18 protein-coding genes are annotated in these 26,660 nt (G+C 60.2%); 11 read left to right on the forward strand and 7 right to left on the reverse strand.

Annotated elements, in window-relative coordinates:
- Positions 1 to 304: 304 nt before the first annotated feature.
- The 3 genes from mftA (at position 305) to BGC09_RS03035 (ending at position 2,090) form a co-directional block, all read left to right on the forward strand.
- Positions 305 to 496, forward strand: a complete 192-nt coding sequence (gene mftA, locus BGC09_RS03025) for a mycofactocin precursor MftA (RefSeq protein WP_069801961.1) — start codon at positions 305 to 307, stop codon at positions 494 to 496.
- Positions 474 to 1,340, forward strand: coding sequence for a mycofactocin-coupled SDR family oxidoreductase (locus tag BGC09_RS03030; protein ID WP_069801963.1), 867 nt, complete (start codon positions 474 to 476; stop codon positions 1,338 to 1,340). Before mftA ends, BGC09_RS03030 begins: the two co-directional genes overlap by 23 nt.
- Before the next feature lie 291 nt (positions 1,341 to 1,631).
- Positions 1,632 to 2,090, forward strand: coding sequence for a DIP1984 family protein (locus BGC09_RS03035; RefSeq protein WP_069801965.1), 459 nt, complete (start codon positions 1,632 to 1,634; stop codon positions 2,088 to 2,090).
- A 371-nt stretch (positions 2,091 to 2,461) separates the two neighbouring features.
- On the opposite strand, the gene BGC09_RS03040 is transcribed toward BGC09_RS03035, so the two are convergent.
- Complete coding sequence (locus tag BGC09_RS03040) at positions 2,462 to 3,427, reverse strand: VOC family protein (RefSeq protein WP_218103945.1); 966 nt, start codon at positions 3,425 to 3,427, stop codon at positions 2,462 to 2,464.
- A 329-nt stretch (positions 3,428 to 3,756) separates the two neighbouring features.
- Between BGC09_RS03040 and BGC09_RS03045 the strand changes: the two genes are divergently transcribed.
- The 4 genes from BGC09_RS03045 (at position 3,757) to BGC09_RS03060 (ending at position 8,792) form a co-directional block, all read left to right on the forward strand.
- On the forward strand, positions 3,757 to 4,863 hold the full coding sequence (locus BGC09_RS03045; RefSeq protein ID WP_069801969.1) for a Zn-dependent alcohol dehydrogenase: 1,107 nt from the start codon (positions 3,757 to 3,759) through the stop codon (positions 4,861 to 4,863).
- A gap of 467 nt (positions 4,864 to 5,330) precedes the next feature.
- On the forward strand, positions 5,331 to 6,494 hold the full coding sequence (locus BGC09_RS03050; RefSeq protein WP_069801971.1) for a thiolase family protein: 1,164 nt from the start codon (positions 5,331 to 5,333) through the stop codon (positions 6,492 to 6,494).
- Positions 6,495 to 6,497: 3 nt separating this feature from the next.
- Positions 6,498 to 7,604, forward strand: coding sequence for an acyl-CoA dehydrogenase family protein (locus BGC09_RS03055; RefSeq protein ID WP_069801972.1), 1,107 nt, complete (start codon positions 6,498 to 6,500; stop codon positions 7,602 to 7,604).
- A 6-nt stretch (positions 7,605 to 7,610) separates the two neighbouring features.
- A complete protein-coding gene (locus BGC09_RS03060; RefSeq protein ID WP_069801974.1) occupies positions 7,611 to 8,792 on the forward strand; it encodes an acyl-CoA dehydrogenase family protein in 1,182 nt (393 codons plus the stop codon).
- A 392-nt stretch (positions 8,793 to 9,184) separates the two neighbouring features.
- Here the strand turns inward: BGC09_RS03060 and BGC09_RS03065 are convergent, their stop codons facing one another.
- Both BGC09_RS03065 and BGC09_RS03070 read right to left on the reverse strand, forming a co-directional pair.
- Positions 9,185 to 9,397 carry a hypothetical protein gene (locus BGC09_RS03065; RefSeq protein WP_069801977.1) on the reverse strand — a complete coding sequence of 71 codons (213 nt, stop codon included), beginning with the start codon at positions 9,395 to 9,397 and terminating at the stop codon, positions 9,185 to 9,187.
- A 768-nt stretch (positions 9,398 to 10,165) separates the two neighbouring features.
- A complete protein-coding gene (locus BGC09_RS03070) occupies positions 10,166 to 10,546 on the reverse strand; it encodes a hypothetical protein (RefSeq protein WP_069801979.1) in 381 nt (126 codons plus the stop codon).
- Positions 10,547 to 10,730: 184 nt separating this feature from the next.
- On the opposite strand from BGC09_RS03070, the gene BGC09_RS03075 reads away from it, so the two are divergent.
- Positions 10,731 to 11,531 carry a ComF family protein gene (locus BGC09_RS03075; RefSeq protein ID WP_084657886.1) on the forward strand — a complete coding sequence of 267 codons (801 nt, stop codon included), beginning with the start codon at positions 10,731 to 10,733 and terminating at the stop codon, positions 11,529 to 11,531.
- Here the strand turns inward: BGC09_RS03075 and BGC09_RS03080 are convergent.
- Positions 11,518 to 12,504 carry a fibronectin type III domain-containing protein gene (locus tag BGC09_RS03080; protein WP_069801981.1) on the reverse strand — a complete coding sequence of 329 codons (987 nt, stop codon included), beginning with the start codon at positions 12,502 to 12,504 and terminating at the stop codon, positions 11,518 to 11,520. The two genes, BGC09_RS03075 and BGC09_RS03080, sit on opposite strands and share 14 nt — an antisense overlap.
- Positions 12,505 to 13,160: 656 nt before the next feature.
- On the opposite strand from BGC09_RS03080, the gene BGC09_RS03085 reads away from it, so the two are divergent.
- Complete coding sequence (locus BGC09_RS03085; RefSeq protein WP_084657899.1) at positions 13,161 to 15,689, forward strand: glycoside hydrolase family 48 protein; 2,529 nt, start codon at positions 13,161 to 13,163, stop codon at positions 15,687 to 15,689.
- Between the two features lie 115 nt (positions 15,690 to 15,804).
- On the forward strand, positions 15,805 to 17,070 hold the full coding sequence (locus BGC09_RS03090) for a hypothetical protein (protein WP_069801984.1): 1,266 nt from the start codon (positions 15,805 to 15,807) through the stop codon (positions 17,068 to 17,070).
- 410 nt (positions 17,071 to 17,480) lie between these two features.
- Here the strand turns inward: BGC09_RS03090 and BGC09_RS03095 are convergent, their stop codons facing one another.
- On the reverse strand, positions 17,481 to 19,964 hold the full coding sequence (locus BGC09_RS03095; RefSeq protein WP_218103946.1) for a glycoside hydrolase family 9 protein: 2,484 nt from the start codon (positions 19,962 to 19,964) through the stop codon (positions 17,481 to 17,483).
- A gap of 344 nt (positions 19,965 to 20,308) precedes the next feature.
- Positions 20,309 to 21,607, reverse strand: a complete 1,299-nt coding sequence (locus BGC09_RS03100) for a helix-turn-helix domain-containing protein (protein ID WP_069801986.1) — start codon at positions 21,605 to 21,607, stop codon at positions 20,309 to 20,311.
- Positions 21,608 to 22,144: 537 nt separating this feature from the next.
- Between BGC09_RS03100 and BGC09_RS03105 the strand changes: the two genes are divergently transcribed.
- Positions 22,145 to 25,129, forward strand: a complete 2,985-nt coding sequence (locus BGC09_RS03105) for a cellulose binding domain-containing protein (protein ID WP_084657887.1) — start codon at positions 22,145 to 22,147, stop codon at positions 25,127 to 25,129.
- A 140-nt stretch (positions 25,130 to 25,269) separates the two neighbouring features.
- On the opposite strand, the gene BGC09_RS03110 is transcribed toward BGC09_RS03105, so the two are convergent.
- The gene (locus tag BGC09_RS03110) at positions 25,270 to 26,334 is read right to left on the reverse strand and encodes a class I SAM-dependent methyltransferase (RefSeq protein ID WP_069801989.1); all 1,065 of its coding nucleotides are present in this window, start codon (positions 26,332 to 26,334) and stop codon (positions 25,270 to 25,272) included.
- Positions 26,335 to 26,660: the final 326 nt, after the last annotated feature.

Raw genomic sequence — 26,660 nt, forward strand, 5'->3', positions numbered from 1 at the left:
TCAGGCTTCAGGCTCTACGCAGGATCGGACCCGGCCAGGCTTCGCACAGAGGCCCCCGGTCCAGCGTGGAGCCTGCTGCTTTGCAGCAGCGGTGCTGGCTACCTACCTGCGGGCAGGCGGAGCTGTTGCTCTCCTGCCTGGCATGACCTTGTCAGCCTCTCCCAGGGATGGTATCCTTGAAGAAGACAGACAGGCATGAGGCCGTCGAGAAGCGACAGAGAGGCCGTTACCAGATGTCTGTGAGCGTTCGTTTCCCTGGCTGCGGTACTTCGCCAGGCTAGTCCAAGAAGGAGCAATAGCAGGTATGGAATCCCTCTTTGAGCACGATTGGTCCTTCCCAGAGACAGAAGAGCAGCCTGCCTACAGCCAGACAGAGCCAGTGCTGCCCTCCTCGCTGGCAGATGAACAGGCCACAGGAGCCGAGGTCGGGGAGGAGTTTGAAGAGGAGCTGATTATCGAGGACTTCACTATCGATGGCATCTGCGGAGTCTACTAGCCCGCCGGCTAGAGGGCGCTTTGCCGATCGCGTAGTCCTGATCACCGGTGCAGCGCGCGGCCAGGGTCGCGCGCATGCTCTGGCTTTTGCCCGCGAAGGGGCACGCCTGGTGATCTGCGATGCCTGCCGCCAATATCGCACCGTCCCTTATCCGCTGGCTCACCCCGAGGAACTGGCTACCGTGGCCAGGGAGATCGAAGCCCTGGGGCGCCCGGTGATCGCTGCTCAAGTGGATGTGACCAACCTCCCGGCTATGGAGGCCCTGGCCGAACGCGCGCGCCGCGAGCTGGGACCGATCGATGTGGTGGTAGCCAATGCCGGTCTCTACTCCTTCGCTTTAAGCTGGCAGATGACCGAAGAGCATTGGGACGAGACCGTCAATGTCGATCTCAAGGGGGTCTGGATTACCTGCAAGGTGGCCATTCCTCAGATGCTGGAGCGGCGTCAGGGGAAAATTATCTGTATCGGCTCAACTGCCAGCTTTAAGGGAATGGATCACCTGGCTCACTATGTGGCCGCCAAGCATGGTGTCATCGGGCTGGTAAAGACGCTGGCACGCGAGCTGGCTCCCTACAATATCAATGTCAATGCCGTCTGCCCCACCAGTGTGGCTACCTCCATGTGCCTCAACCAGGCACTCTATGACCTCTTCGCCGGCGGCCCCGGCCCTCAAGCTACGTACGAGCACATGGTCAGCCAGATGAACCAGATGAATCTCTTTAGCGATCGTAATCTGCTGCCACCCGAGGATGTCAGCGCCGCTGTACTCTGGCTAGCCTCCGATGAGGCACGCCACTTAACAGGCTGCGCCCTGCCCGTTGATGCCGGCTATCTGACTCGCTAGCCGCGCGCCCACCATTCTTCTTCTTTTGTCCTTCCCCCGCTATTGCCTTTGGCCCCTCTCTAAAGCGCTTTGCCTCTTTTCAGAGAGCGGCCCGGCAGAGAGATGTGTAATCACTCTGGCTCTTCCTTCACCGAATATACTGCTTGCTTAACATATTGACAGATAGAGAATTGTATACTACCATAGCAGCGTAATCAGCGGGCATAACTTCAGTATGCTAGAACCGATCGTTTTCCAGCATGGTAGGAACAGGCTCATTTCAGGTGTTATGCTGGCAGGAAAGGAATTGCTATGAAGCTCGCAGAGGCGCTCGTGTTGCGCGCCGACATGAAAAAGCAGCTCAACCAACTGCGTAATCGCCTCAAGAGGAGCGCAATCGTTCAGGAAGGGGATCAACCGCCCGAGAAGCCCGAGGCGCTGCTGCATGAGGTCGAGGAGATTCTTCAGCAGTACCGCCAGCTCATGGTTCGCATCAACCGTACCAACCTGGAAAGCAGGTTACCGGATGGCCGGACCTTGACCGAGGCAATGGCCGAGCGGGATGTGCTTGATCTGCAACATAGTATCCTCAGCGATCTGGCAGCCACAGCCTCCGAGCGCTTTGATCGCTATGGGCGGGCAGAGATCCGTCGGCTGCCAACGGTAGACACCGCAGCCATTTACCGCCAGCTTGACCGCATCGCCCGCCAGCGCCGCGAGCTGGATACGGCAATCCAGGCGACAAACTGGGCTGTCGATCTGCTGGAATGAGCGAGAACGCTCCGTCGGTCCGTTTCCTGACGGAGCAGAGGGAACAGGGTACCTCTCTCACTGGCAGAGAGAGACCCAGCAGGAAAGGCAGAGCCTTGGGCACGGCCCGCAGGATATATAGCTTTCTTAGCTGGTAGCGAGCGAATCTTCGGCAGCGAACACGAAGGCGGCAACGGCCTGAAGCGTTGCAAGCAGCTCGTCACTGCTAGCCCCTAGGCAGGCTTTTGGGTACTGTTACGCCCGGACTGCGCACAAGGGCACCGCGAACAGCACAGCGCGCACTACCACGTGTTGGGCCGAAATTCGCTGGCGAGGGTGGGTCAGGGGACTCCTGCGGGCCGCGCCGGCTCTCTCAACCCGACCAGGAGCGCTTAGGGAAGCCAGCCCTGTAGCTCGTCAGGCTGACGCTTTCCTTCAGGCATGAGCAGTAAAAGATGATTCCAGGGATCGCGGACAGCGATCGTCTCGTTATGAGACACAAAGGGCCAGCGCGCCTGCTCTAGACGCTCGGCGACACGTTCGACGTCCTGCCGGGCTGGCAGTTCAATGGAGAAGAGACGCAAGCCCAGGCTCCCTTCAGGCGGCGGGGGTGCCCCACGGCTCTCCCAGGTGTTCAGGCCAAGATGATGATGGTAGCCGCCCGCCGAGACGAAGAGCGCCCCAGGCATGCGCGCGGTAATCGCAAAACCGAGGAGTTGATGATAGAAGTGCTCGGCCTGGCGCAGGTCAGCCACTCGCAGGTGCACATGACCAATAGTGGTGCCAGTCGGTAGCCCTTGCCAGGGCTGCTTGCCTAACTCGCTCCGTCCCTCAGCAAGCATGGCCTCCAGATCAATGGGATCGGTGGCCATCGCGATCTGTCCGTTTTGCCAGCGCCAGCTTTCACGCGGGCGATCACGATAGATTTCAATGCCGTTGCCTTCAGGATCGGAGAGATACAGCGCTTCGCTGACGAGATGGTCAGCATAGCCTCCCAAAGGGTAACGGCAGGTGGCCAGCCGAGCCAGCGAGCGTGCTAAAGCTGGCCGCGAGGGGACCAGGATGGCGAAGTGGTAGAGACCCGTGCTCCAGGACGGTGGCCGCGGCGCCTCAGCTTGTTCAAGTAAGAGCAGCAACGGCTGTCTCTGGCTCTCCGGCCCTTGTGCCTGACTCTCCCCGCTGGCTGCCTCCAGCCAAGCCCACCGCTCACCCTCTTCCAGGAGACGAAAGCCGAGGACCTCCTCGTAGAAGTGTCGCTCACGCTCTAGTCTGGCCACCGTCAAGGCAACCAGGCCAATGTGTGTGGCCGCGGGCAGGACAGCATCCCCATGCATACCGCTTTCATCTTGCCTCTTCATAGCTGGTGCACGGCTCCCGGCAGCTGCGCCGTGCCTTCCCTCCTTTCTTCTCGTCCTTGCTGACGGCGACTTGGCCGACGAGGATTCCGCCCGCTCCTCCTTACTTACAAAATAAAAGTAAGGGAGAGCATAGCAGTATACAACATGGGGGAGGTGGGCGCAAGGCCAGCGAGGTTGGTGGGTAGTGGCTCCAGAGCGACATTGTAGAAAATACATCCTTTCCAGTATACTTATGGATGATCGTATTTGTTGCTGACTTGGGCAGCCAGTCCGGGCGGCGCGTCGGCCCGGGGATCTCAGCGTTCCCAAGAGAAGAGAGGACTTCAACGATGAAAACCAGAACCGCCGTCATCTACGAACCTGGTACCCCCATCCGCGTTGAAGAGATCGAACTTGACCCACCCAAAGAGCAGGAAGTGCTTGTCCGTATGGTAGCTGCAGGCGTCTGCCATTCCGATTACCACGTGGTCAAAGGTGACCTGCCAGCCTACTTGCCAATGGCGCTTGGGCATGAAGGGGCCGGCATCATCGAGCAGGTCGGCCCTGGTGTCAGCGACCTGAAGCCGGGCGACCACGTACTCATGAGCTTCATCCCGGCCTGCGGCAGCTGTCCCTCCTGCGTCTCCGGCCACAGCAACCTCTGCGACAAAGGGGCGGGCACGCTGAACGGTCCTTTGCTGGACGGCACTTTCCGCATGCACGGCGAAAAAGGCGATATTGGCCAATTTTGCTACATTGGCAGTTTCAGCGAATACACCGTCGTCCCTGCTATGTCGGTGGTCAAGATCGCTGACTACTATCCCCTGAGCCGAGCCGTGCTGGTGAGCTGCGGCGTCCCCACCGGCGTCGGCTCCGTCATCCACCGGGCCCGCGTTACGCCCGGCAGCACCGTTATGGTCATCGGCTGCGGCGGCATCGGCATGAACATCGTGCAGGGAGCAGCCATCGCCGGGGCGCGCATGATCATCGCGGTCGATATCCACGATTTCAAGCTGGAGAAAGCCAAAGAGTTCGGCGCCACCCACACCATCAACTCCAGCCAGGAAGATCCCGTCAATAAGACCCTGGAACTGACCTGGGGCGTCGGCGTCGACTATGCCTTTGAAGCGATCGCCACACCGGAGACCATCGCCCAGGCTTTCAATGCTACCGCCAAGAATGGGACCGTGGTGGTGGCCGGCCTCTCGCCCTTCCTGGCGCAGGCCATTCCCATCTCTCCGCTCAACCTGGTCCTTTACCAGAAAACCCTCATGGGCACCCTCTTCGGCGATTCGCAGCCGCGCAACGACATTCCTCTGCTGCTGCGCATGTACGAGAGCGGTAAGATCAAGCTCGATGAGCTGGTGACGCGAACCTACAAGCTGGATCAGATCAATGAGGCTTACGATGATCTACTCGCCGGGCGGAACATCCGGGGCGTGATCGAGTTCAGCTAGCTCGCCTTTGCTCGCGGCTTCCTGCTCCGGCCCAAGCCTCGGCTGTCAGACAGGCGAGGCGATGCAGAGGCGTTTCTGCATCGCCTGCAGGAAAACGCTCACGTAGATGGAAGATAAGCCTGGCGATGTATTCTCCGCAGCAGCGTGACGGCGAATGCAGCGCCAGGCTGCACTCAGCGTGCGCAATGTGCGTCTCTCTTCTAGATCGGTCCTCCTTCCCAGGAAGAGACCTGGCACAGCGCTCGCGCAGAGCTGCTCGCCTCTCTCGCCCCATCTAGTGGTTGGCAGACACATCCAAGCGGGGTTTGCTCTGTTGTTAGCTGGCTACTAGTAAAAATTCGCAGCGATCACGTACAATAACTCCAGTGGAGGCGTGATTGTCTGTCCCGACTGCCGCCGTCAGAGACGACTGCCCAGCGAGCGGGCAGCGGGCGAGAGACGAGGCAGCCAGCAAAGGAGCAAGGACCATGAAGCACCAGGAAGCTGTCATTGTTGCAGCAGTTCGTACCCCCATTGGTATCGGCAAGCCTGACAGAGGGAAGCTCACAGGTATCCGTCCCGACGAGCTGGCCGCTATGACCCTGGCCGAAGTTGTACGCCGGGCCGGCATCGAGAAAGGGCTTGTCGAGGACGTGATCATGGGCTGCGTGACCCAGATCGGCGAGCAGGGCCTCAACATCGGACGGGTCGCCCCCCTGATCGCAGATTTCCCCGTTGAGACCTGTGGCGTCAGCGTGAATCGCATGTGCGGTTCCAGCGAACAAGCCATCCACTTTGCCGCTCAGGCCATTATCTCTGGCACTGTCGACGTCGCCATCGCTGCCGGCGTTGAGAGTATGAGCCGGGTTCCAATGGGTTCAGACAAGGCCGGCGCCAGCTTCAGCGAGAAGCTCATCGCTCGCTATCCGTTGGTCCCCCAGGGCATTTCGGCTGAGCTGGTAGCAGAGAAGTGGCACATTACGCGCGAAGAGGCCGACGCCTTCTCGTTAGAGAGCCACCGTCGCGCCGCCGCCGCTACAGCAGAAGGTCGCTTCAAGCCAGAGATTATGCCGATAGAGGTGACCCTGCCCGATGGCAGCCGCGAAGTCATGACCAGCGACCAGGGTATTCGCCCCAATACCTCGCTAGAGCAGCTTGCTGCTCTCAAGACTGTCTTCAAGCCCGATGGCATTATCACTGCGGGCAACTCCAGCCAGATCAGCGATGGCGCCGCCGCTGTTCTCTTGATGTCTGACAGCAAGGCTCAGGAGTTGGGCCTCAAGCCCCTGGCGCGCATCGTCGCTATGGCCACAGCCGGCGTTGATCCTGTAATGATGCTCAGCGGCCCCATCCCCGCGACACAGAAGGTCCTCAAGAAGGCAGGTCTTCGTCTGGCCGATATCGATCTCGTGGAAATCAACGAGGCCTTCGCTTCCGTCCCGCTGGCCTGGGCCCGCGAGCTTGATCCTGATATGAGCCGCGTCAATGTCAACGGCGGAGCTATCGCCCTGGGCCATCCCCTGGGCGCCAGCGGCGCTCGGCTGATGACAACGCTCGTTCATGAGCTGCAGCGCCGCAGCGGACGCTACGGCCTGCAGACCATGTGCATCGGCCACGGCATGGCCACAGCTACGATCATCGAAAGGATCTAGCCTATGCTCGACTTTGCCCCAACTGAAGAGCAGGAGGAGATTCGCAAGCTCGCCCAGAGCATCGCCCTTGATCATCTGCGGCCCCATGCCCGCAAGGCCGAGGCTGAACATGACAGCTCTACCGAGCTGCGGCTGACTCTGGCCCAGACCGGCCTGACGACTCCTTTCCCCGAGGAATATGGCGGCTCTGGCCCCCTGGAAGCCGTGACCTACACCCTCATCGCCGAGGAGCTGGCTTACGGCGACCCGGGGCTGGCGCTCAACATCATCGGCTCCCTCATGGGGCCGCTCACGGTCTGGCTGGCCGGCAGCCGCGAGCAACAGGAGCGCTATCTGCCCCCCTTCGGCGATCCTACTAGCGGCTACTTGCAGCGTGGCAGTCTGGCCTTTGCCGAGCAAAGCGGCGGCTATACCCTGGCAGATGTCCACCTGCAAGCCCGCCGCACCGGCGAGGGCTACCTGCTTAACGGCACCAAGCGCGATGTCGTGCATGGTCAGCGCGCCGACCTGCGCGTGGTTCTGGCACGCCTGGCAGAGAGTGAGGACGAGAGCAGTGAGGGCAGGCTCTGCGCCTTCGTGCTCCCCGGCGTTCAGGAGGGACTGCGCATTCAGGACGAGGAGGAGAAGCTCGGGCTACAGGCCGCTCCCAGTGCTACCTATCACTTCAACCAGGCTCAGCTGCCAGCTGAGGCCCTGCTCGGCGAGGCCGGCAGCAGCGGGGTCGTGCGCGCCGCTACCCTCTATCAGATCCTGCGCGCCGCCATCGCCTGCGGCACCGCGCGCGCCGCCTTCGAATATTGCTCAGCCTACGCCCGCGAACGCATCGCCTTCGGACGCCCGATCGTCTCCTACCAGGGCATCGCCTTTATCATCGCCGAAATGGCTATGAAGCTCGATGCCGCCCGTCTGCTTACCTGGCGTGCCGCCTGCTCTTGGGACCGTGGGGAAGCCGATGAGACGCTGATCTACGAGGCAGAGAGTGCGCAACGCCAGGCTGTCAAAATGGCTCAGGCAGCCACAACGGATGCGATTCAGGTTATGGGTGGCGCCGGCTTCATGCAGGATCACCCCGCCGAAATGTGGATGCGCGATGCAGCCGCGATGGAGTGATGTCCTATGATCGATTTTACTCTGAGCAAAGCGCAACAGGCGGCCCGCGACTACGCCCACCAGGTGGCACTGGAGGAGATGCGCCCGCTCTCGCTGGAATGCGACCGCACCGAAGAGATTCCTGAGTCGTTTTTCTGGAACATGCAGCGCCGTTACTGGGGTGGTGCTGCCGCTCAAGCACGGGCCTACGGCCAGGATGAAGGCGTCAGACAGGAGAACCTGCTGAGTGTCATCTCACAGGAAGAAATGGCCTGGGGTGATGCGGCTCTGGCCACGGCTATTCCCGGGCCAGGTCTGGCGGCTCCGCCGATTCTATCGCAGGGTACCCCCGAGCAGCAGGCGCGCTTCCTGAGCATCTATATGGATGGCCAGCTTCACTGGGGCGCCCTGGCCCTGACCGAGCCAGGCATCGGCTCCGATGTAGCTGGCATGTCGACCACCGCCGTGCTCGACGGCGATGAGTGGGTCATTAACGGCCATAAGCACTATATCACCAATGGCGCCCGCGCCGACCTGATCGTGACCTTCGCCACGATTGATAAGAGCCTGGGGCGCGAGGGCATCCGTCCTTTCGTGGTTCCCAAAGGCACGCCGGGCCTGATCGTGGGTCGCATTGAGAAGAAGATGGGTCTGCGCGCCTCCCAGACGGCAGAACTCATTTTTGACAACTGCCGCATTCCCAAAGAGAACTTGCTCGCGGGACGCGGCGAGAGGAAAGCGGGCTTCAAAGCCGCAATGGGCACACTCGACGCCACCAGGCCAATGGTGGGTGCCCTGGCGGTGGGCATCGCTCGCGCGGCTTACGAGGCTGCTTGCGAGTGGCTACGCGAGGAGCTGCCCGCCGGCTATCCTCCACAGAAACGACGCGCCTGGGAGGAAGAGCTGAAGGAGCTGGGCCAGGAGATCGAGATGGCCCGTTTCCTGGTCTGGCGCGCCGCCTGGATGGCCGATCGCCGTATTCCTAACTCGAAAGAGGCTTCGATGAGCAAGGCTTACGCCGGTGCTTTGGTGATGAAGGCCACGGCCACCGCGGTGCGCATCACCGCTCCTGGCGAGGAGAGCGAGCGGAAATTGCTGATCCAGAAGTGGTTCCGCGACGCTAAGGTCTTCGACATCTTCGAGGGCACCGCCCAGATTCAGCGCCTGGTCATCGCCCGGCGCCTCTTCCCCAACATCGATATTCCTTAACTTAAACGAAGCGATAAGCAGCAGGGAGGCAGAGACGAGAGGAAGCAAGGCGGGCCAGAATCGTCAACCGGCTGATCAGCCGTTTTTGCCCGCCCCCTCTCGTCGTAATCCGGCTCCAGAGGTCCGCCATAGGCAAAAAAACGGCACTGTCGGAAGTCCTCGATCCTGAGCAAGCCGACTCTCTGCCCTGGCCCGCAGTCAGTCTGGCCGGCAAGGCTACAGCCAACGAGAGCGGCCTTTGAGACCCTCGGTCAGGAGTCGTTGACCTCTCTCTCCTGCGTGCCCATCGGCACCTTTTTGCTCCCCCCACCCTGTCCAGGATCAGTTGACCAGCGTTCGCTTTTCAGCCCTGGTCGGGTCGAGGTCCTCCGACATGCGCCGCCTTTCTGACCTTAGCGCGTGGCTCCTTCCTCGTCGAACGGCACTTCTTCGTCCGACGGGTCCAGCATTTCGTCCTCCAGCTGCTCGTCAAGCCACTCGTCCAGGTCGCGATAGTCGCGTTTGACGAGGCGACGTCGCCCCTCAAATTCGCGCTCACGCTCCCGCTTGAATTTGAAGCGGGAGCGCTTCATGTCGACGCGCTTGTCACGCAGCTTTCCTCGCACGCTCTCACCTCCTCTCTACACGGGATTGGCACAAATTGAACCAGACACCACCGGGCAGAGGTCTTAGCGTGCTATCCCTGCAACGCGCAAGCCTCTCCGTCAGCGTAAGCCGCTCCATCTTGTGTACAGAGTACATCTCAGGTCAGAACATAGAGCCAATCTGGTAAGGATAGGAGTAGAGGAATCGTGCAGCATGGTGAATGCCAGGCCCATACCGTCTTCACATCATCAGAGCAGCGAACCCTTCCCTTCCTGGAGGAGAACTGAAGAGACAACGGGAGGGAACAGAGGGGAAGCCAGCAGCCGGTATCGACTGGGCCGGCCTGTCAGGCTCTGTCGTCGATAGGAGGGAACCTTCATCATTGTCGCACCCTCACGAGGGTTGTCCTCCGTAGAGTAGACCTCCTCGTAGGCGTTACTCCTGTGCATGGTTCCTGCAATGGACTGAGAAATAAGCATAAAAGTCTGAGAATGAGTGTACCTACAGGGACCCTAAAAGTCAAGAGCCTCTTCGCCGGTTTCGCCCTTTCATCCTGGCGATTCGACCTGCTTCGGCCCTCTGCCGCAGCCAGTGCACTGGTCAGGGCAACCACTGAGCGATAGCCGACGCCGATGCTCAAGAGGCAAACCGCGTCACCCAGCCAGCATGCAGGGGAAGAAGGGAGGGAAGGCCAGTAGCGCCATCCAGGCGGGAACACGCAGGCTCCCGTTTGCTTCTGCAAGCAGCGTGAAAGAGAGCGTGCTCCCCCCCTTCTGCCCCGATTCGCTTCAGGAGCGTCGATAGTTCCAGCTATCGGTCAGAAAGATCTTCAGCAGTCCTCGGGCGATCAAGGCCGCGATCACCACCTCGATCACAATCATCGTGATCCACAACCAGGCCAGAGGAATCCCCTGGTGAGTCGCCGCGGACTCCGTGCTGAAGGAAGTCGTCACCAGCAGCGTGATTAAGAGCACTAGAGGCACTAAGAAAAGGGCCACCGAAGCCAGAATGACGAAGGCCGGAATGGCAATGCGCCACCAGCCAGAATCTCGCAGGCTCTCAGTCTTAGCCGTGCCAAAGGCATGGCGCTCTTCCGTCGGCTGCCCCGCCGTTCCTGCAGGCTGAGCCCCGACGCCTGTGGTGGCAGCCTGCTGTTCCTGTGCGCTCATCGAGAAAACCCCTCTTTCCATAAGGCGTGATGATGGCTGGTTTCAGTATACCATATCGCAGCACCAGCGCCGCATTATACCGCCCGTCTCTTGCATAATCCAGACGGACAGCATATCCTCCCTCTCGTGGGCCGCATAGCCAGCGCCCGCTGGCCCACCGTCGATAGTTCCAGCCGCTGGCCTGATGCCCGGGACCGAGGACCTGACTGGCCCCATTCACGATCATGATGGGCCAGACCAGCTCCTCTCGTCGAGAAAGGAGAGACCTACCCTGAGAAGAAGACCCGACTTTACCCACTGGACAGAGCGCTTGCTCGATCTACTCTTTCCGCCACGCTGTGCCGGCTGCGCCAGCAGTGGCAGCCTTCTCTGTCCTGCTTGCCTGCAGGCGATCGCCCGCCTCCAAGAGCAGCGCTGCTTGCGTTGTGCTCTGCCATGTCACGGCTCCCCCTGCCGACGTTGCCGCTTCTCTGGCGCCAGCCTGTTCGCCCTCCAGGCCGTTGCCCTTTACGAGGAACCGCTGCGCTCCTGCATCCACCACCTGAAATATCAGGGTCTCACACGGCTGGCTCAGCCTCTAGGAAGCATGCTGGCCTCGTGCTACCGCCGCTACCACCTGCGAGCCGACCTCGTGGTGGCTGTCCCGTTGCACCCTGAGCGCGAGCGCCAGCGTGGCTACAACCATGCCCGCCTGCTGGCAGACGTTTGTGCGCACGAGCTGGGGCTTCCTTGCGCCCATTCGTTGCTACAGCGTGTACGAGTCACCGCCGCGCAGGCTGGCCTCTCCACCAGCGAGCGTCGGCAGAACGTGGTTGGCGCCTTCTACTGTCAGCCCCAAGAGAGAGACCTCTCGCTGCCAGGGAGCACTGTCCTGCTGATCGACGACGTCTGCACGACAGGGGCAACGCTGGAGGCCTGCGCTACCGCGCTTCTTCAAAGAGGAACGGGCATGGTCCAGGCCCTCGTCCTGGCTATCCCTGGTTAGGCTGGCCAGGAATGGTAACCACGATGGCCCCCGGGTTCTCGACGCCCGTTGGTCCGACAGAGAAGATCGCGTAGGCGATGCCTTTCATCGAATGGAGATTCTGACGCGCAAGCGCGGAGCTGTCAGTGTAGGAGGTCCCTTTCACGGTCGCTAGCAGGTGAAACTGCTGGTCGACATCAGAAATCTGCCGATAGACTTCGTAGGTCACCGCGTGCTGACCGACCTGCCAGGTCAGGACAATCGCCCCATTCGGGTCCAGATGATAGCTCCCGTTTCGGGGAGCAGCCGGAATCTCCGTCGGCGTAATCCATCTGATGCGCGTGACGAAGGTGACAACGACATCGCTGGCATTGGCGTTGATGAATGCCGAAGGGTTATAGTACTGCTCGTAGTGTACGGTTAATTGCTCCTTGAGCAAGGTCCCCTCAAAGGCAATGGAGACAGTACCAGCCTGCGAGTCAACACTTTGGCTATAGGTGATCTGCACTCCCCCATTGGCCGCGACTCCAAGATGGGCACTAACGGGCGAGACCCCAGGGCTGTAGACCTTCATCGTGCTGTTACTGTCAACGACGAAGAGTAGATGACGCAGCTCTTCGGTGATTTCATTGCGAACGGTCTGTTCGTCGAGAGGTGTGACATTACTGTCGCTGATAATCACACCTCGCGCAAGAGTGAATTGCAGAGGGAGAACGAGCACGAAGTTGCCTGGCACGTGCAGATCCGCATTGTCCCAGGCCGGAGCCGGAGGTACCGTGGCGTCAACACTGGCGCTGGCCGTGCTGGTCGCAGTTCCAGGCGCGGCGCCGCTGGCCTTCTGTGTGGCTGTCGTATTCACTTGCCCAGGAGCCGTGCCGCAGGCTGCCGTTACAAGCAGACAGCTAAGAGCTATACCTGCCATCACAAGCCTGAGCGCTCGCCAGCCAGGCGATTGGAAAAAGATCATCTGCTGCTCATATGATTTGTTCTGCATTCTTATTGGCTATGTTCCCTATCTGCTGCGCTAGAGAGGCGGGAGAAGGCAGCCTACGCCCAACGAACGGCCCAGGAACAGAGAGTACTATACCTGAGAGGCAGGCCTCTTGCCAGAGCAGGTAGTAGACAGCTACTAAGCAGGCTTGAACAGAAGAAGGTGGATGATCCCTTCTTCATGCATCCTCATACACAGCTTCAGCCTCTCGCGCGGACCCTGCGCTTACTATCTGCTCACAGGCTGCCTAGTAGCTGCCGTTGTTCCCGCCGATTCGCCCCCCTACAATAGGGGTACCACAGGTTCATCTTCGAGCCGTTTGCTTTTTTTCAGCAGCGTTTTCGTAACCGGTCACGTAAGCGGTTGCGGAAAGGCGGGCAGGAGCAGGCAAACGGGGCGAAGGAGCAGAGAGGTTCGCTAGCTTCACAAGAGGGCGCAAGGAGGTGAGAGCGAGCAGGTATGCTGCTCGGAGCTTTTCCGAAGGGAACGGCCCTGCCCTCGTCCAGGAGAACGAGCAGAAGGCAGCGATGCACACCATATCTTGCGAGCAAGAGGGCAGCAAGAAGACCTGCCATTGAAGCTTTCCGACGCAGTCTGATAGCAAGGAGGTTAGTGTGAATCGTAAAAGGATTTTGCGCACCGCGTCGCTGGCGCTGGTGATGCTCGCCCTGTTAGCTGGAGGAGTACTTGGCCTGCAGCAGCTAGCAGTTACCCGGGCAGCCAACCAGAGTGCCAGTGCTGCCCAAGCCACATCGGTCTACACGCAACGCTTTCTGACGCTCTATAACGAGATCAAGAACCCGGCGAACGGCTACTTTAGCTCTCAGGGTATTCCCTACCATTCGGTAGAGACGCTGATTGTCGAGGCCCCTGACTACGGGCACGAGACAACCTCCGAGACTTTCAGTTTCTGGATCTGGCTGGAGGCGACCTACGGCGAGGTGACGGGCAACTGGCAGCCTTTCATCAACGCCTGGCAGACTATGGACACGTACATGATTCCTGCGCATGCTGACCAGCCGACCAACAGCGGCTACAACCCTAGCAGCCCGGCCCAGTATGCGCCGGAGTCTCCCAATATCACCGACTATCCAACCCAGCTCGATTCGAGCGTATCAGTTGGACAAGATCCGCTTTTCAACGAACTGCAGCAGACCTACGGCACGCCTGATATCTACGGCATGCCCTGGCTTCTCGATACCGACAACTGGTACGGCTACGGCCATTGTGGCGATGGCACGACCAAGCCTTCTTTCATCAACTCCTACCAGCGTGGCTCATCGGAGTCGGTCTGGAAGACGGTCGTGCATCCCGAGTGCGAGACCTTCACCTGGGGGAGGAACGACGGCACCGGCTTCCTGAGCCTCTTCAACAAGCCTGCCTCTGGTGGCAGCTACCAGCAGCAGTGGCGCTACACTGACGCCCCTGACGCCGATGCGCGTACCGTTCAGGCCGCCTACTGGGCCTATACGTGGGCCAGCGCTCAGGGTCAGGCCAGCGCAATCTCCGCGCAGATCGCCGAGGCTGCCAAGATGGGCGACTATCTGCGCTACAGCCTGTTCGATAAGTACTTTAAGACGATGGGCTGCCAGAGTCCGAGCTGTCCGGCAGGCTCTGGCAAGAACAGCGCTACCTATCTGCTTGGCTGGTACTATGCCTGGGGCGGCGCCCTGCCTTCTGCAGGTAACTGGGCCTGGCGCATCGGCTCCAGCTCTGCCCACCAGGGCTATCAGAACCCCCTGGCCGCCTGGGCTTTAAGCAACGTGCCCGCCCTCGAGCCAAAGTCTCCGACCGCGCCGAGCGACTGGGCGACGAGCCTGCAGCGTCAGCTGCAATTCTACCAGTGGCTCCAGTCCGCCGAAGGCGCTATTGCCGGCGGGGCCACTAATAGCTGGGACGGTCACTACGGAACCCCACCAGCCGGTGATCCAACTTTCTACGGCATGGCCTACGACTGGGAGCCAGTCTATCATGATCCTCCCAGCAATAACTGGTTTGGCTTCCAGGCCTGGTCGATGGAGCGCGTGGCCGAGTACTACTATGTAACCGGCAATGCGACCGCCAAGTCGATCCTCGATAAGTGGGTCGCCTGGGCCAAGTCGGTGACAACGGTCAACTCGAACGGCACTTACTCGATCCCCTCCACCCTCAACTGGAGCGGCCAGCCCTCACAAAACTGGACGGCGAACTCGACGCCTGTGACCAATACCAATCTGCACGTGACGGTGGTCGATACGACCACGGACGTGGGCGTGACAGCAGCGCTGGCCAAGACGCTGCTCTTCTACGCCGCGAAGTCGGGCGATACCTCTTCGCGTACGTTGGCGCAGACGCTGCTCGACGATATGTGGAACAACTATTCGGATAGCATCGGCGTCTCTAATCCTGAGACCCGCACCGACTATAACCAGTTCAATGACTCTGTGTCTATCCCCTCGGGCTGGACCGGTAAGAACGCCCAGGGCGCAACCCTGAACTCGTCAACAACCTTCCTGACCGAGCGTCCGAAGTATACACAAGACCCGAACTGGTCCAAGGTGCAGGCTTATCTGAATGGCGGCCCGGCTCCCACGTTCAACTACCATCGCTTCTGGGCCCAGGCCGATATCGCGATGGCAATGGCCGACGTCGATATCCTCTTCCCGCCCTCATCTTCCGGGACGCCGACCCCCACGGCTACGGCCACCAGCACGCCGGGTGTGACGCCAACGGCGACCTCCACCCCGCGGCCTACTGTAACACCCACTGCCACCCCGACGGCGACTGCGACCAGCACACCGACTCCAACGCCAACGCCGCGACCCACTGTCACACCGACTCCAACGCCCAGCCCGACCCCGAGCCCGACGCCTACAGCGGGCCTAAGCTGTCGGGTGCAGTACGTGATCACGGGCCAGTGGCCGGGAGGCTTTGGGGCGATGATCACCATCACGAATACGGGGACGACGACGATCAACGGCTGGACGTTGAAGTTTACGTTCGCGAATGGGCAGACGGTGACGCAGGGGTGGAATGGGAGCTTTAGCCAGTCGGGCAGCACGGTGACGGTGACGAACCTGTCCTACAACGGGACGATTCCGCCGGGGACGACGCTGAGCAATGCGCCGGGCTTCAACGGGACATGGACAGGGACGAACACGGCACCGACGAGCTTTACGCTCAACGGCGTGACCTGTAGCACCAGTTGAGCCACGATTGTATGAGTCTGCGTGAGGCAAGGACCAGCGAAGGCGGCGGAGCACTCCGCCGCCTTCATCCCTTTTTAAGGTCAACAATTTATCCAGGATAAGAGGAGTTCAGTGCATGATGGGAGAACAGCACACACCGCCTTACACATCCTACGTATCTCAGACCTCTTCTCCTCTGCCAGATATCAGACCGCCCATCGAGAACAAGAAGGAGCCACCGCGCGGCCTGCCAGGCCGTGTCAAGCTTCTCACCATCTTGCTGCTGATGGTCTGTCTTCTCGCTGGCGGCACCTTTTTCCTGCTACAGAGCTGGCATGGATCGGGTCCCGCCTCTGGCGGGCCAAATTCAGCCCAAGCGCCAGCCAGGCCGTGGTGCGCCTCACCACAAGGGCTGTCCACCAACTTCACAGGCTTTGGCATTACAGGCCTCTCCTCTCATGATGTCTGGAGCATTGGCGCAGGCATTATGCACTGGGACGGCAGAAAGTGGAACGTGTCTTTCCGACCGCTCTCGGCCCAGCTTGTGTTACGCAATATTGTCGAGATCGCGCCAGATAATATTTGGGCTGTGGGCGAGCAGCTGACGAACGGCCTTGCTTCCCACCCCTTTACGGTCCACTACGATGGCAAGAACTGGAGCGTCCTCAGCGCTCCCGATGGCGCGCCCGGCGGCAAGAATACCCTGGTGGCTGTCTCGGGAACTGCCAGCGATAACGTTTGGGCTGTGGGTTTCCAGGTGCCTACCCGGGGACCGCTCAGCTCGCTGATCGAGCACTGGGACGGCAAGCACTGGACCATTGTTAAGCATCCCGAGCCAGTGAGTGGCCTGCAGTTCACAAGCATCAAGGCTTTGGCGAGCAACGATGTCTGGGCCGTAGGCTATGGTAGCGTGCTCCGCGACGGCAAGGGCGTGAATCAGCCAGTGATCGAGCACTGGAACGGCCAAAGCTGGAATCCGGTGGCCAGCCCCGACCTGACTCCTTCCGGGGGCGGCACGCTCTACGCTATCGATGGGACCAACAGCAGCAACCTGTGGGCGGTGGGCAGCGCCAGTAACCGGTTGCTGAGCGAGCACTGGGATGGCCAGAACTGGAAGATCATTGACACCCCAGCCGTGTCCCCTGACAGCAGCAACTGGCTAGCCAGTGTGGCCGTCAGCAGCTCTGGCAGCGTCTGGGTGGTCGGGCGCGTCCGTGATGGCAGCAACACCTTCCAGCCTTTCCTTGGTCACTGGGATGGCCATCAGTGGCAAATGCTTCAGGATACGGCGGACAACGCCGGCGAACTTGATCAGATCGCCCAGATCGATGGGCAGTACTGGATTGTAGGCATCCCCCGTAGTAGCGGCGGTCATGCTTTCATCCACGTGCTCTGTCCCTGACTTACCAGCCTTCTGATCCTCCGCCAGCGCCAATTCTGCCGAAAGACTGTACAGAGAAAGAAAAGCCAGGCTTCCTACTCCGCTACAGAGAGTAGGAGGCCAACCCAACCTAACCTAACCCAACCTAACCCCATAGCTGCCCCCAAAGGAAGAGGAGCATGTAAACGGGTTGAGACAAGAGACAAAAGAAAGGGGAAGAGAGCCAAAGGCTGACTCTTCCCCTTCCTCGCAGCTAGAGGCGACGGGATAGAAGAGAGGAGGTGTATCTGCCCTCGTCCTCACCACGCGCTAGAGACGGCGCTCACTCGATCAGTCTACAGACCTGCTGACCGGCTCTGCGCGCTCCCAGCGGTGCTTCTCTTCTCTTCCCAGCAGATAGCAGACAAGCCTGAAGCAGCCAGCTCACCCGGTCAGGAGGTACTGCAAGTCACGCCGTTGAGCGTAAAGCTCGTCGGTGCCGTGTTCGTCCCTGTCCATGTCCCGTTGAAGCCCGGCGCATTGCTCAGCGTCGTCCCCGGCGGAATCGTCCCGTTGTAGGACAGGTTCGTCACCGTCACCGTGCTGCCCGACTGGCTAAAGCTCCCATTCCACCCCTGCGTCACCGTCTGCCCGTTCGCGAACGTAAACTTCAACGTCCAGCCGTTGATCGTCGTCGTCCCCGTATTCGTGATGGTGATCACTGCTCCAAAGCCCCCCGGCCACTGGCCCGTGATCGCATACTGCACCCGACAGCTAGCACCCGCCACCGGCGAGGGACTGGGTGTCGGGCTCGGGGTCGGGCTGGGCGTTGGAGTCGGTGTGACAGTGGGTCGCGGCGTTGGCGTTGGAGTCGGTGTGCTGGTCGCAGTCGCCGTCGGGGTGACAGTGGGTGCCGCTGTCGCCGTGGCCGTGGGTACGGGCGTCGGCGTTGGCGCAGCGCCATTCGGCTGCGTTCCCCAGACCTGGGTATTCCCATCAAAGACCACAATGTTGGTCACCTTCACCGGCGTCGCGCCGGCAGGCGTGGCCACGCCTTGATATGACCAGTCATTGGTCGGGTCCCAGGCCCCAGAGCTGGTAATGCGGAACTGGACCTGCTTCTGATAGTTACTCTGCCCGCCGGGATAGATCAACACGCCAGCACAGCTCACTGTCACATAGTAAATGTTGCCCGAGTACTGCGTCGGACCCGAGAGCTGGTTACCGCACTCGGTATAGTTCATGTTCAGCGTGAGCATGCTCGGCGTCACGCCCGGCTCCAGCGTAAAGTAGTAGCGCAGTGAGAGGTTACTGGTCACACGCGCCGGCCAGCCGGTCTTGTTAATGAAAATGGCCTTGATCTCGGTAAAGTTGCTGCCCGAAGCGTTGACCGCCGCCGTCACATAGATCTCATCATCATCCTTGGGCTTATCAGGGAAGGAAGAGACCGGGCTGCCCCCGTACTCCTGATAGAGGCGAGCCAGCGCTCCCACGAGCGCGGCATTGTAGTCATCGGCAGGCTCATTGGTCTGATAGTTCTGGCGATTATCGCTGAACTGATCATCCGCCGAACTGGGGCCGCCGACCATCGCCCCGTAGAGGATATGACGCTCGTAGGTCGGATTGTTAATATCGTTCGTCCACGAATCGTGCGCCTCGCGATGGTGAGGCGTTTGTGGATAGCAGGAGCCGAATCCTACGATGTAGCTACAATTGCGAGGATTAGCGCCCAGAATGTAGTTGATCTGCTGGACAGCGAAATCGTGATAGCGAGCATAGAGCGGATTGCTGGAGCCAAGATAGTCGGCATAGACCAGGGCCAGGAAGGCCGTATTGGCCGCATAGCGTAGCGAGCCCCAGCTATCGAGGAAAGCCTCACCGCCCGGCGAGTAAGTCACCCGCGAGCCGTTGACGCCGACTGTCCACCAGTCCAGAAAGCGCTGAGCATCGTCCTTATACTGCTGCTGGCCCGTGATTTCAGCCAGCAGGACATAGCAGCCATAGGAAACATCATCCCAGCCGATCGTCCACCGATAGGAGTGGACGTTTGTCTGCGACTGATAGCTGAGGTTGTTGTAATAATTCTCGGCCTTGGTGAGATAGCTGCTATCGTTAGTAGCCAGATAGAGCCAGATGGCCCCCCAGACCAGCTCGTCATTATAGCCACTATACGAGGTATAGTAGCCGCTGGCGGCAGTAATACAGGCATCGTACTTGCCGCGGTAGGTATCGGCAAAGGTATAGAGCTGCTTGGCATGAGTCAGCAGCGTGCTGGCATAGGAGGGATCGGTCGGCTGGAAAACGATCGAGGCGGCAGCCATCGCAGCAGCGGTTTCGCCGGCCAGATCAGAACCAGGACAGCTCGGATCAATCTTGTAGGCGGGGCGGGCCATCTGCATAACCTCAGCCGGTCCCCAGAAAGCATGGTCGGCACTGGGGTCGCCTACCTGTCCATAGAGCACATTAGGCGAAGGATGGGCCTTAATAAAGTAGTCCGTGGCCCAGCGAATATTGTTGAGGATGTAAGGGAGCTGCCCATCCTGGACGAAGGCATTGCGGTACTGAATGACTCCCCAGGAGAGCACGGTCACTGTGTAAGCCATCGGCAGGCCGAACTTGACGTGGTCGCCGGCGTCATACCAGCCACCGGTCAGATCGAGGCCGACATCGGAGCCATCTTTAGTAGCCGAATCGCCGATCCAGGGGACACGGTTCCAGGACGGTTTTGGACCAGAGGATTGCTCCTCATAAAAGTAAATGGCTTTCTGCAACGCCTCACCATAGTTAAAGGCCGGCGCCGCGCGCACTGAGGTGGGACGATGGAAAGGGCCGATCAGACAGGTCGTCAACAGAAGCAAGACCCCCAGCATGACCAGCACCGCCGCTGAGAGCGTGAGCCTGCTCCTGAACGGTACCCCCAGGTGGAAGATGTTCATGGGGCCTCCAATTCCTTTCCTCAAGACACGCACTGTAGCCCTCCCTCCCTTCCTGTTCTCAAGCCAGCGGGGAAGCGAAATCCCTCTTCGGGCTGGTGGAAAAATACTCTATCCCAGTTGCCCAGTACCCACAAGAACACCCGCTAGACAGTCACTAGGCACCTGACGGGCAGCGGAGAGCGAGAGCCACCCCAGCCGCCTCGCACTCCGCCGCGCTCACCAAGGCGCCTGGACAATCTCTTTTGCTCAACTGAAGTACAGTGGTCGGGCTGGCTGCCGGGAGCCAGCCAGCGCGCGAGGTTCAGGGACATTAACCAGGCGCGCGAACGAGCAGTCTCAGCTGGCTAGTCCTGCCAGAGCACAATCTGCGTGTAGGTGGTGCCCGAAGATGGGATCATGAAGGTAAAGGAGAGATGGCCCTGCTGACCAGGGTTGCTCACAATGTAGGTGATGACCTCAAACGGCTGCCCCGGGGTACAGCTGCCACCAGGAGGATTGAAACGCACAGGGAGATCACGGCTGCTGGCTTGCCAGGAGAGCTTACCAGCCTGGCCAGTGAAAGGCCACAGCGTTAGAGTGCAACGATAACCAAGGGCCTCAAGGACGCAGTCGCGTGGCGTCAGTCTATCCGGGGTGACCGTAATCATGAGAGCCGCAGAGGCCGCAGCGGCGGTCGGCGAGGCCTGGACCAGAGCCGTGGGGGAGGAAGTGGGCTGCGGGGACTGAGACGCCTTTGCAGTGGGAGCCGCCGTCGCAGTGGGAGTAGAGAGCGTTGTCCTCTCCGCCGGCGAGGAAGAGGCGGGGACCGTGGCAATAGTACGGGCATCCTGCCCTGAGCCAGCAAGGCGAGGTGAGGAAAGAACAGTAGGCTGGAGCTGGCCTAATGAGAGCCCACAGAGGACTACCGCAGCTACCATCATCAGCACCAGGAGGAAACCTAGACTTCTCCCATAGCCAAAGCGCCGAATAGCCCCGACTGGCTTCTCAGAGGCTCCAGATCCGGCCCCTGGAACCGAGACGGCAGACGCTGGCTGCTGGTGCGACTGCGACACCGAGGGCTCGGCTACCGCACCAGCCGAGGAAGATGGGGGCGGCGACGAGGAGGTGAGCAGTCCATGCTGCCGCAACCACTCGCGCAGAACAGCAGCATTCATGTGCCCAACTTGCTCGAAGGCAGTCAGACTGGCTTCCCCCGAGCGCTGGGCCTGCGCCCGTTGACCTTGCAACACCCGTACATAGGCCTCCTCCCAGAGAAGATGCGCCTGCACATCATGCACCGCACTCTGCAAAATATAGGCAAAGGTGTCCGTGCGTTGCTGCCATGACGGCGCTTGGGGCGGCATTGCTCCCCAGGGAAGCGTATGGCCGTTCTCCCCTACCTCCGTCCCTACCATCGCCGGCGCCATTGCCGCTACTCCTCCCTCCCCAGACTGCTCCTTGCCACTGTCGAGCAGCCCTAGCTCCTCGGCGTTCTTGCCAAAGAGCTGACAGAGCTTCTCGCGAAAGTAGGGGGTCGGGGAAAATAATCCTCGCTCCCAACGGCTCACTGTGGTGGCATCGGTACCAATCTGCTCCGCAACTTTGGCCTGGGACCAACCTCGTAGTTCGCGTGCCTGCCTAAGGCGACGATTTGGGGTCGGCATGCGTGTCTCCTCCAAAGACCTCGCAGCATTGGCTGATCTGCTGAGAGCATCCTGCTCTGCAGTCCTGTGACGGCCTTTGCTTGCTAATCGCAACCTCACAGCATCCCGTTGCTCTCGGCATTGCCTACTCTCTCGATTGTACACTCCCAACCCACCCTTGCACCGTACAATGAGAGAGGCTTCCTAACAATGCAGATCGCAACAGTTTCATTCGTTATGTAACCGATTACGGAACCGTTTACGATTGCTATTGTAGCATTACCGTCCGCCAGTAGCAACCTCTAGCCGCGCCAATGAATCCCAATTGTATATTCATACATTTCAATCATCTTGATCCCGACCCTCTGCCGCTTCCCGAACAGGAGGCGCTCCTGCTGCCCATCTGCCTATTACCTGCTCAGCCCTTGCTCTTGTGGTATCGCTCCCGGGAGCGATACCATCACGAATAGTAGCCGGAGCAGCAAGGTTCCCCATGTCTGTGTCGACTGAGCGCTCAGCCTGTTTCTTCATGACTACCGCTGCAAAGGAGTGCTTGCTATGGTAGAACACGTTTCACCTCCCCGCAAGTGGTCCAGATGGCCCTGGTGGACTAGAGGGGTTGGCTGGACCCGCCAGGCCGTGCCTCTGCTGGCCCTTTGTGTCATCCTTCTGCCCACCATTATTCTGACCAGTCTCCACTCGCGCGCAGCCGGGGCCGCTCCGGCTGCCAGCCAGTCCTATACCTGGCAAAATGTGGTGACGGGCGGTGGGGGCGGCTTTGTCGTCGACGTGGTGTTTAATCCCAAACAGAAGGATCTGATCTACGCGCGCACAGACATCGGCGGAGCCTATCGCTGGAATCCTGCAACTGGTACCTGGACGCAACTGATGGCCTGGGTGACTCCTGACAACTGGAACATGGCCGGCGTCGAGAGCATCGCCACCGATCCCGTCCAGCCCAACCGCCTCTACATTGCTGCCGGCCTGTACACCAATAGCTGGACCAACCAGAACGGGGTCATCCTGCGCTCGACCGACTACGGCAATACCTTCCAGATCACGCCAATGCCTTTTAAGATGGGGGGCAATATGCCCGGGCGCGGCATGAGCGAGCGCCTGGCGATTGATCCCAATGACGACGCCATCCTCTACTTTGGTGCCCGCAGTGGCAACGGCCTCTGGCGCAGCACCGACTACGGGGTGACCTGGAGCAAGGTGACGAACTTCCCCGACACTGGCCCCTTTGCAGAGAACCCCAACGATTCGAGCGGCTATCTCAGCGACCCGGTGGGGGTCGTCTGGGTGACCTTCGACCCCTCGACCGGTACCTCGGGCAGCCCTACCAAGACCATCTATGTCGGTGTCGCCGATAACCGCAGCGGCGCTTACAACATCTATCGCAGCACCGACGCGGGCGCAACCTGGTCCCCGATCCCGGGCGAGCCGACCTGCAGCGTCAGTGGTACGACGGTGACCTGCACTGGCGGGGCCACCTGGAGTACGACCAGCGACGCCTCTACTGGCTATCTCCCCCACCAGGGCAAGGTCGATTCGCAGGGAACGCTCTACGTGACCTACAGCGATTGGGAAGGCCCCTACAATGGGAGTCGCGGCGATGTCTGGAAGTTTACGCCCAGCACGGGCACCTGGACAAAGATCAGTCCCGTGCCCGGCTCCGATAGTTCCAACGACTACTTTGGCTACGGCGGTCTGGCTGTCGACTGGCAGCATCCCGGCACGATCGTGGTAGCCAGCGTCAATTCCTGGTGGCCCGACGCTCAGCTCTTCCGCACCACTAATGGCGGCGCTAGCTGGGAACCGATCTGGAGCTGGGCCAGCTATCCGAACCGCAATCTCTACTATACGATCGATGTCTCTAATGCCCCCTGGCTCGACTTCGGCAACAAAAACCCGGTGCCGCCAGTACCAGCGGTGAAGCTGGGCTGGATGATCGAGGGCATGAACATCGACCCTTTCAATCCGAATCGTCTGATGTATGGCACCGGCGCTACACTCTACGCGACCAATAATCTGACCGCCTGGGATAACTATCAGAATGGTGGCATTGTCAATTTCAAGAGTACTGCGCTGGGCATCGAGGAGGAGTATGTTTCTGATTTAGTGAGTCCGCCGGCCAACGCTCACCTCTATAGCACGATGGCCGACGTGAGCGGCTTCCGCCACGATGATCTGACGAAGTCGCCCCCGGAAATGTACTACATCCCTTACGCTGGCTCATATGCCGCCATTGACTACGCCGAGCTGAACCCGAACTTTATGGTGCGTGTTGGCTATGGCAATCCAAGCGCCAGCCCGCCGGTGACGAGCACGGCTTTCAGCTACGATGGTGGCGCTACCTGGTTCGCCGGGAACAAGGATATCTCCGGCGTCTCTCAGAATGGCGGTACTGTGGCCGCCGCCGCTGACGCCAGTCGCGTGCTGTGGGCCCCAGTCAATGCCCCGGTCTCCTATTCGACCGATAATGGCAATAGCTGGGTGGCTTCGGCCAACGTCCCCCAGAATGCCGTTGTGGCTTCGGATCGTGTCAATGCGAAGAAGTTCTACGCCTACGGCCAGGGAAAGTTTTGGTACAGCACCGATGGCGGCGCGACCTTCACGGCATCAGCGGCCACGGGCCTGCCCCAGGCCGGCGATTCGGTGGTGGTGAAGGCTGTACCGGGCCGCGAGGGCGATGTTTGGGTGGCCGGCGGCAATGCTGGGACCAGTGACTACGGCCTCTGGCATTCGACTGATGGCGGCCAAACTTTTACGAAGCTGACCAGTCTGGCCGGCGCCGATAAGATCGGGTTCGGGATGGCCGCCCCTGGCCAGAGCTACCCGGCCCTCTACATCAGTGGGATCGTCGGCAGTGTGCGCGGCATCTTCCGCTCCGACGATGGCGGCAATAGCTGGGTGCTGATTAACGATAGCCAGCATCAGTATGGGAACATCACGACGATCACAGGTGATCCGCGGATCTACGGTCGCGTCTACCTCGGCACGAATGGCTTCGGCATTGTCTACGGGGATATCGCTGGGGCCGCGACGACCCCCACTCCAACAACGGCAGTGACCGCGACTCCTACTCCAACCGCGGCTGTTACTCCGACACCAACCAGTACACCGACTCCTACACCAACGCCGCGCCCAACAGTGACGCCCACACCTACGGCAGCGGCTACTCCAACGCCCACACCTACACCGACTTCGACTCCGACAGCCGGGCTGAAGTGCAGCGTCCATTACGCCGTGAATCAATGGCCAGGTGGCTTCACGGCCAATCTGACGGTGACCAACACCGGGTCGACGACGATTAATGGCTGGACGTTGACCTTTACTTTCCCTGGCAACCAGACAGTGACTCAGGGCTGGAACGGGGTCTTCTCGCAGCAGGGAAGCCAGGTGACGATCACCAACGCCAGCTACAATGGATCGATCGCGCCAGGCTCGTCGGTCTATCCAGGCTTCAATGGGACCTGGAGCGGCAGTAATCCATCGCCGACCGCCTTCTATCTGAACGGCACTGCCTGTACGATCGTCTAGCGCCTCCGCTTCTTCATTAAATGGCCGGTCCTGTTGCGGTCTCCGCCGCACGGACTCCCACCCTCCCAACGGAGCAGGCTCCCGCTTGAGTCTGCTCCGTCTTTTTCGCCCCTGGCTTGTGCTCGCAGGCTGATGTGACGCTAAGGCTGCTGGCGACGCTCAATTACGAGCAGCCCTCCAAGCAGGTCCTCGCACCAGTAGACCGCCTCCTCCTCCAGTTGCTCCAGACACCATTTCCCCCAAAACTGGAGTTTAGCGGGTGAGAAGACTTGACGATGCCCATAGCAAGCCTGAGCTTGCTCCTCATAGGGAACGGCAATGAGGAGGCGACGACGGGTGACCTTGAGCAGCTGGCTCAAGGCCAGTGGCAGCTCGCTCTCTTCCAGATGCTCCAGGAGGTGGATGGCCGTGACGGTATCAAACTGTCCCAGGCGCAGAAAGGCCGGCTGGCAGAGGTCCTGCTGCTCAAGGCGTAGCTGAGTGGCCAGTCCCAGCGTTTCAGCCAGGAGCGCTGATAAGCGCAGCGCCTCGGCCCGCCGATCAACGGCGACAATGGACCCCGGCAAGCAGTGACCGCCTTTGGCGACGAGCAGTGGCCAGTAGGCACAGGCACAGCCGACATCAAGCAGGCTCTTCCCACATAGCAGAGAGTGCAGGCGGCGATAGATGGCAGCAAAGGCAGCAATGGTCTCGCTTCCCTCGTTGTTCTCGATGCTGGTCGCGAGACTCGCGGGACTTTGAGCGATCCGCTCGCTCAGCTGAGTGAAGGTGTTCAGGGCAAAGAGGCGCCAGGCTCGTAAGGGCGCTGTTGGTTCAAAGGAGACAATGAGGGCGTTCAGGACAGCACTAAAGTCGGCTTCGCTCTGCAGCCAGCCACTCCTCACCAACTCCTGTTGAAGATAGTCAACGAGCCGATTATCGCTCTCCTGCTCACTCAGCCAATGGGCCAGGAGCCGCTCCTCCAGTACAGGCTCCTCTGCCGCCTTCGCCCGCCGGGCAAGCAGAAAATGGGACGTTCGCCGAATGCTCCAGCCCTGGCGTAATAGCTGGCGTACAAGTAGCTCTCGCTCATATTCGTCAGCCAGAGCAAGGACGCGCACATTCCCCGCTTTGATGGCCCGGAGACGACGCGCTCTCCCGTCTGACCGGCGCTCTCCCTCAGCTCTCTCGCTGGCCTTCTCGATGATTCCCCTCCCTCCTTGCATGCTCAGCTCACCCCAATGCCTCCTCCGATGTTGTCGCTCAGAGGCTGTCTGCTGGGCTGCAGGCCGCAAGGCAATTGATTCTTTCTAGAGAGTAATATCAGTTTAACTACTACAGTAGATCTTTGAAGATCAAGCAGAGATGGACTTGATTGACTCACGGGAGTCTGGTATACTTATCACATACTATCACAGATCCTCAGTACTCTGCTTCCAGAGCGAAGCACCGGGCACTGAGAGCCTCAGCACGGGCCACTGAGGCTTGCGCTGCAGCGTACGTGTGCCAAGCCCGGGTCAGGCATAGGTACTTCCTCCCACCCTTCTGAAGC

The sequence above is a fragment of the Thermogemmatispora onikobensis genome, from assembly GCF_001748285.1.
Classification (GTDB): domain Bacteria; phylum Chloroflexota; class Ktedonobacteria; order Ktedonobacterales; family Ktedonobacteraceae; genus Thermogemmatispora; species Thermogemmatispora onikobensis.